The organism is Arthrobacter sp. Y3223164, from assembly GCF_059091005.1.
The window spans coordinates 1-4675 of the sequence record NZ_JBNHGF010000227.1; the positions used below are offsets into that span (position 1 = coordinate 1).

The 4675-nt window shown below is 67.4% G+C and carries 5 protein-coding genes; 1 reads left to right on the forward strand and 4 read right to left on the reverse strand.

The genetic code is table 11. The features are described from left to right. Positions 1-14: 14 nt before the first annotated feature. Positions 15-1172, reverse strand: coding sequence for a baeRF2 domain-containing protein (locus tag AC5RUJ_RS11370; RefSeq protein ID WP_494012948.1), 1158 nt, complete (start codon positions 1170-1172; stop codon positions 15-17). Between the two features lie 167 nt (positions 1173-1339). Next, on the reverse strand, positions 1340-2524 hold the full coding sequence (locus AC5RUJ_RS11375; RefSeq protein ID WP_494000779.1) for a TerC family protein: 1185 nt from the start codon (positions 2522-2524) through the stop codon (positions 1340-1342). Between the two features lie 327 nt (positions 2525-2851). Between AC5RUJ_RS11375 and AC5RUJ_RS11380 the strand changes: the two genes are divergently transcribed. Then, a complete protein-coding gene (locus tag AC5RUJ_RS11380) occupies positions 2852-3175 on the forward strand; it encodes a hypothetical protein (protein WP_494000780.1) in 324 nt (107 codons plus the stop codon). A gap of 12 nt (positions 3176-3187) precedes the next feature. Here AC5RUJ_RS11380 and AC5RUJ_RS11385 read toward each other — a convergent pair whose 3' ends face one another. Together AC5RUJ_RS11385 and rfaE2 are read right to left on the reverse strand one after the other, a co-directional pair. Next, positions 3188-4045, reverse strand: a complete 858-nt coding sequence (locus tag AC5RUJ_RS11385; RefSeq protein ID WP_494000781.1) for a glycosyltransferase family 2 protein — start codon at positions 4043-4045, stop codon at positions 3188-3190. Further along, on the reverse strand, positions 4042-4675 hold a 634-nt coding region (gene rfaE2 / locus AC5RUJ_RS11390), incomplete at its 5' end, for a D-glycero-beta-D-manno-heptose 1-phosphate adenylyltransferase (RefSeq protein WP_494155883.1). The genes AC5RUJ_RS11385 and rfaE2, both read right to left, overlap by 4 nt.

The window sequence follows — 4675 nt, forward strand, 5'->3', positions numbered from 1 at the left end:
CCCGCCGAAGGACCTTAGCCGCGCGGCACGTCGGGGCCGGTGGGCCAGCGCAGCAGCGCCGCTATGCTTTTGCCTCCCGGCAGGGCTCCTTCGGGGACCATGGTCACCCGCGCGTCGGTCAGCGCCGCTGCCCGGACCAGCGCCGCAGGGGCAGGCACCTTGGCCAGCAGGTCGCCATTGACGGCTTGCTCCCCCGCCGTAGCGATCCACGGTTCGGCCGTCAGGGCATGCACGTTGTGATCGGCGAGGGCGTCGTCGTTCATGAGCAGCGTGCCGACCTGCGCCTGCTGCAGGGCCCGGACGCACTCGCCCAGGCCCGCCGTCCACTCCGGATGGGCCTGCCCGGTTTGGTTGGCCAAGCGGTCGAGGATGGCTTTGCGCTGTTCCGTCCACACATGGGCCACCCGGGCGGCTATTTCGGCACGGAGCGCGTCCTTGTCCGCGCCGCCTGTGCGGGTGTGCGACTCGATGGTGACTTCGATCGCCCGGCTGGCTTCGGAAAGCTGGTCGACCACCAGTTCCCGGGCCCGTATATCGCCGGCCACAATCAGCAGCCGCGCCTTGCTGGCCTGCACCACGCGGTCGATCTCGGCGGCGATTTCATCGGCATTCTTGCGCCAGATTTCCTCGGTGCGGTGCTGATAGCGGCCCTGGGACCAGCCGCCGCCGGGAACCTTGGTCAGGTTCTCCCGCTCGCCCTCTACCGTCCTCGTTTCCACCACGCCGTTCCGGCGAGCGTACTGCAGATGGACCTCGCCGCCGTCCCGACCCACTTCGGCCACCACGTACGGGAAATCGTCGCCGCGGGCCTTCAACAGGGGCACCAGGTCCGGAATCGGGCCGGTGTGAACCACCTCCGGGCCGGACATTTCGCCCGGGAGCACCTCGTTGATTTCGGCCTCACCGCCGCGCACCAGGACGAAGCGGGAGACCGGAGACGGAACGCCGGTGGCCGGCGAAACGGCGTCGATCACGGCCTCGATGTCCGCTTTCGCGGCGCCCTGCTTCCCGAGCGATTCCCGCAGCCTGTCCGGCAGCACATCGCCTGCCCGCAGGGAGTCCACGGTCCCCGTGCTGGCGTCCACGTAGACCGTGATCCAGGGTCCCGGCTTCTTGTACAGCTCGGCGTACCTTTTGTTGGCTGCGTGGGTCGTGTTGACCTGCTCGGTCATGGTGATCACCTTCCCTGCTATTGGAACTGCGGGTTCTCTTGATCAGTAGACTCACGGTAGCACCGGACGTTTTGCCCTTGAAGGGGGGCCGGTCCTGTCCCGACCGGCCCGGCGAATCAGTGCGCCGGGCCGGTCAGCCGACGTTTGTCCGACCGGCCCGGGCGGACTTAGCTCCGCTGGTATTCCGCGTGTTGGCGGTGGGCCTCGGCCACTTGTTCGCGGATGATGTCCACGTCCTTGGCCTTGTTGCGGTACTTCGGATCCATTTGCACGATCTGGCGCTCTTCTTCCACCAGCAGCCGGTAAATGCGTTCACGTTCTGCCGGGTCAGCGGTGTAGGAGAGATCCATGTAGTTGACCGCGTGCCGGCGTGCGTTGTTGATGGCGTTCTGTGCCTTGCCGGCCTTGCTCAGCAGCGAGGCGACGACGGTGACCACAAGGATGCCGATGATGACGGTGAGCGAGAGTCCGGTGGTGATCTCGACCACGGGAACCGGGTTGCCGTCATTGACGAAGGGCAGGTTGTTCTCGTGCAGTGCGTGCAGGATCAGCTTCACGCCGATGAACGCCAGGATTGCTGCGAGGCCGTAGGACAGGTAGATCAGCCGGTCCAGCAGGCCGTCGATCAGGAAGTACAGCTGGCGCAGGCCCATCAGCGAGAAGGCCGTGGCGGTGAAGACGATGAAGACGTTTTGCGTCAGGCCGAAGATCGCGGGAATGGAGTCGAGGGCGAACAGAATGTCCGTGCCGCCGATGGCCACCATGACCAGCAGCATCGGCGTCATCGCCTTCTTGCCGTCCTTGACGGTGAACAGCTTGTCGCCGTCGTAGTAATCCGTGGTGTGGAAGAAGCGCTTGGCCAGCCGGATGATGAAGTTGTCCGCCTCGCCGCCGTCGTGTCCGGGCTTGAGCAGGTTGCCCGCCGTGATGATCAGGATCAGGCCGAAGGCGTAGAACACCCAGGCGAACGTGTTGATCAGCGCCGCGCCCAGGAAGATGAACCCGGTGCGGGCGATCAGCGAGAACACAATGCCGAACAGCAACACTTTCTGCTGGTCTTCGCGCGGCACCTTGAAACTGGCGATGATGATGAGGAAGACAAACAGGTTGTCCACCGACAGCGCCTTCTCGGTGATGTAGCCCGCGAAGTACTCGGAGCCCATGTCCACGCCGCCGTAAATCAGCACCAGGATCCCGAAGACGATGGCGATGCCCACGTACAAGGCGGACCAGATGGCCGCTTCCTTCAGCGAGGGCACGTGCGCCTTGCGGATGTGGAAGAAATAGTCGAAGGCGAGCAACGCGAGGATCACGGCGATCGTGATGCCCCAAATCAGGGGAGAAACGCTCATGGGTTTCCTTCCGTAAGCGGGTAGCGGTGAGCCCGCAAGTCTCTCCTCCGGCACGGCCGGCCACTGCAACCGGCCGGGCGTCGGCGCCCTACGTGTTGACGGCTGCAGCGCATCTGGATACTCCCTTACGCAACTGCCAGTCTAACGACGACGACGCTGCACGGCTAACCGGCCGCGGGCGAATCCGGGGCGGCTGGGACGGGAACGCCCCGCCGGAGGGGGTTGGACTCCTGCGGCCTATGCACCGCATTTCGGCTGTGACAGGCTGGGGGCCCGGGCCGCCGCCGTGATTGACCGGCGGCCGACAGCGCCGAAAGGAGCACCGCCATGTCCTATTACCTGGAGTACACCATTCCGGCCGCGCCGGACGGGGAAAGCTTCGAGTTCCCGGTCAGCGACGAGCACCGCGGCTATACGGTCCCGCTCAGCGAAACCGATGCGGAAATCGTCCGCACCGACCAGTTGCCTGCCCGCAGCGAGGTGTTCGGGGCCTCGCTGGCCGAGGCCAAGGAAGCGGCGGAGTCCATCCTGTCCAACAGCAAGGCGGACGCGGCGCAGCTCTACGACGATCCCGACGACTCGATGCAGCCCGGGGCGGGCACGCTGGTCGCCAGCTACACGGTCGGCGGCGGGTGGCAGGAAGCGGGATAGGTTGCGCCGGGGCTAATCCCGCAGCACCACGTCCGCGGCTTCCGTGGAGCGATCGGTGACCGTGGTGGGCGATTCCAGGTGGACGGCGCCGGAGGGCAGGATGCCGGCACCGCCGTAGCGTTCCATGACCCTCAGCTGCGCCACCACGTCTTCCCCGGCGTGGGCCGGCGGCAGTTCCTGCCAGAATCCGAACCCGCCGCACTCCAGCAGCGCGCTCCGACGGTACAGCACGCAGCCGCCGGCCCACGCGATCTTGTACAGCCGCCAGCCACCGTCCGGAATGCCCAACCCGGCGGCGATATGCGTCAGGTTTGCCGCGTTATGCAGCTGCCAGCGGCCGAACCGGTGGTCCTCGCGGCGGATGCGCTCGGGCCGCACCGGGCCGTCCCACAGTTCGAAGGGTTCCTGCTCCCCCGGCCGCACGTCGTCCAGGTAGGACATGCCCTGCACCGCTGCACCGATAAATCCGCAGCCCGCCTCCCGAATGGCCGCCGTCATCCGGACCAGCATGCCCGGTTCCAGCCACACGTCGTTGTCCAGGAACAGCACGAGTTCAGCCGTGGCAAGCCGGAGCAGGAAGTCGCGCTGCTCGGCCAGCCCGCGCCGGGGCAGATTCCGCTCCAGCCGGACCGGGCGCCCCTGGGCTTCCAGCACCCGGATCATCGCCCCGGCGGCCGGGTGCTCCCAGGCGGGGGCGCCGTCGGTCTGGTCGCTGACGATGACCGAGAACTCCGGGCCGTCCTGCGCCGCCAACCCGGCGAGCGTCACCGCCAGCTCCGCTTCCCGGCCATAGCTGGGCACCAACACGTCCAGCTCCGGCCCTGTTTCCGGTGGAGCGAGGGCCCAGCTGGCTGAACTCCTGCGGCTCACGCCGAATCAAGTCCCGAGGCCGGATTCGCTCCCGCGGCCGGGGCGGGACCTGTTTCCGCCGGGGGCGCCGAGCCGCGGATCCGGCGGACCACCGCCGTGGTGGAGTGGTCGGACACATAGTCCAGGATGCAGACCTCGCCGCCGCAGGCTTCTACCACCGCCGTTTCCTCGAGCATCTCCGGAGAGTAGTCCCCGCCCTTGGCGTAGATGTCGGGCCGGATCGCTTCGATCAGCGGGATGGGCGTGTCCGTGTCGAACACTGTCACGTAGTCCACGCAGCTGAGCGCGGCGATGATGCCGGCCCGGTCGGCGGCCGGGTTGATCGGCCGGTCCGGCCCCTTCAGCCGCCGGGCAGATGCGTCGCTGTTCAGCGCCACGACCAACACGTCGCCCAGTTGCTTGGCTTGGTTCAGGTAGCGGGTGTGGCCGCGGTGCAACACGTCGAAACACCCGTTCGTCAGCACAATGCGCTTGCCCGAGGCCCGCTCGGCGGCGATCGCCTGCCCGAGCGCCTCCGCATCCAGGGCCGCATCGGAGAAGGTGCCCAGGTGCGAGGCGAGGTCGGTGGTGCTGCAGACCGACGTGCCGCGCCGGCGCACCACGACGTCCGCGGCGGCCTGGGCCAGGTCC

Bases quoted from the DNA above. Each gene is read 5' to 3' on its own strand.
- AC5RUJ_RS11370 (WP_494012948.1), bottom strand. From the start codon at position 1,172: ATGACCGAGCAGGTCAACACGACCCACGCAGCCAACAAAAGGTACGCC.
- AC5RUJ_RS11375 (WP_494000779.1), bottom strand. From the start codon at position 2,524: ATGAGCGTTTCTCCCCTGATTTGGGGCATCACGATCGCCGTGATCCTC.
- AC5RUJ_RS11380 (WP_494000780.1), top strand. From the start codon at position 2,852: ATGTCCTATTACCTGGAGTACACCATTCCGGCCGCGCCGGACGGGGAA.